Annotated in this window: 1 protein-coding gene; it reads right to left on the reverse strand. The window is 40.8% G+C overall.

Annotated features, from left to right (window positions below; translation table 11 throughout):
- Positions 1 to 185 precede the first annotated feature (185 nt).
- Positions 186 to 1,241 (reverse strand): IS110 family transposase, encoded by a 1,056-nt coding sequence (locus tag GUB10_RS15845; RefSeq protein WP_193712428.1) that lies wholly within the window; start codon positions 1,239 to 1,241, stop codon positions 186 to 188.
- Positions 1,242 to 1,303: the final 62 nt, after the last annotated feature.

Here is a 1,303-nt window from a genome sequence, read left to right on the forward strand (position 1 = left end):
TAAGAATTCAATGCAAAAATAACCTGCTCAGCATCCTATTTGTGGTCACTTCCAGAGTGCCACCAGCATCACTATGATTGGTTAAATAAATCTGTCCACTTGCTAAAAAATGTGATCCTAATTGGCCACCTACGTTGTTTTGTGGTACAGACTTTTACTATTTTGAGCTTAGCTATTGATTAATACTATGATATTACCCCAATTTCATAAGGGGTTTCTGTTTTAATTACCGCCAAAGTGCGACTCAATAATTTATGTGCTACTTTAACTATTATTTTCTTAACGTCCTTTCCCAGATGTTTTCGGTAGTACCCCTGAATAACAGGATCGGTTCGTATGGCTTGCCAGGCTGCTTCCACAAAATAAGATCGGATCAGCCTGTGGCATCTCGGGTTCATTCCAAGGGATTTAGAAGTAGTGCCACTTTCATAGAGACCAGGAGCAAGCCCAACATAACCGGCTAGGTGCTTTAAATTGTTAAACCGTCTTAGGTCACCGAGTTCAGATAGTATTCCTACCGCTACAATTCCGCCGATTCCCGGAACACTCCTTAGTAGGTAGTAATCCTTCTTAAAATGTTTACGGCAATAGGCCCGAAGCTGACTGGAAACATCCCGAAGCTCTTTATCTATAAATCTAAAATTACGCATTTTACTGGCCATAGTTTCACGGGCTGTTGGATAATTAAATTGCTGATTATCTATCCAATGCCGAAAAGCGTGGCTCCAATGGTCATTATCGAACTCCTCTGGGACTTTGATGCCAAAATATAACAATTGCATCTTGATCATACATTTGATACGCCTAAAGTCTTTAACCAGTTCATTCCTTCGACGGAAAAGACTTCGCAACTCTTCACGTTCTATATTGGGTATAATGATACTATCTAGACGCCCGTCTTTAAGTTCCCGACTAATAAGTTGAGCGTCGATCCTGTCAGTTTTGGTGTATCGCTCCTTTCCTTTGCGGTGTATATCAGCAGGATTCACTACCAGGGATTTCCAGCCGTAGCTCTCAAAGCTGCGATGGGCAGAATAACCACAGCAACCAGCTTCATACGCAGTGGTTACCTGGTAATCTGGAAAATATTTTTGAACGTATGCATGTAATTTATCAGGTTCCGGTGGCATAGTAAAAGATTTACCGGCAAATAGATCGGTGCTGCAGTGTATTTTCCAGCTCCTCTTGTGGATGTCGATTCCTATGAATAACTTTGGTTGGGCAGTAACTCGGGATTCCATATCTTTAGTTTTTATGGTGAATATTAAAGATACTCGATTACTGCTTTTTCATTGATGCTAAA

This window comes from Salegentibacter sp. BLCTC (genome assembly GCF_015143665.1).
GTDB lineage: Bacteria > Bacteroidota > Bacteroidia > Flavobacteriales > Flavobacteriaceae > Salegentibacter > Salegentibacter maritimus.

Excerpts from the sequence above, each read along its gene's own strand:
- GUB10_RS15845 (WP_193712428.1), bottom strand. The coding sequence starts at position 1,241 with ATGGAATCCCGAGTTACTGCCCAACCAAAGTTATTCATAGGAATCGAC.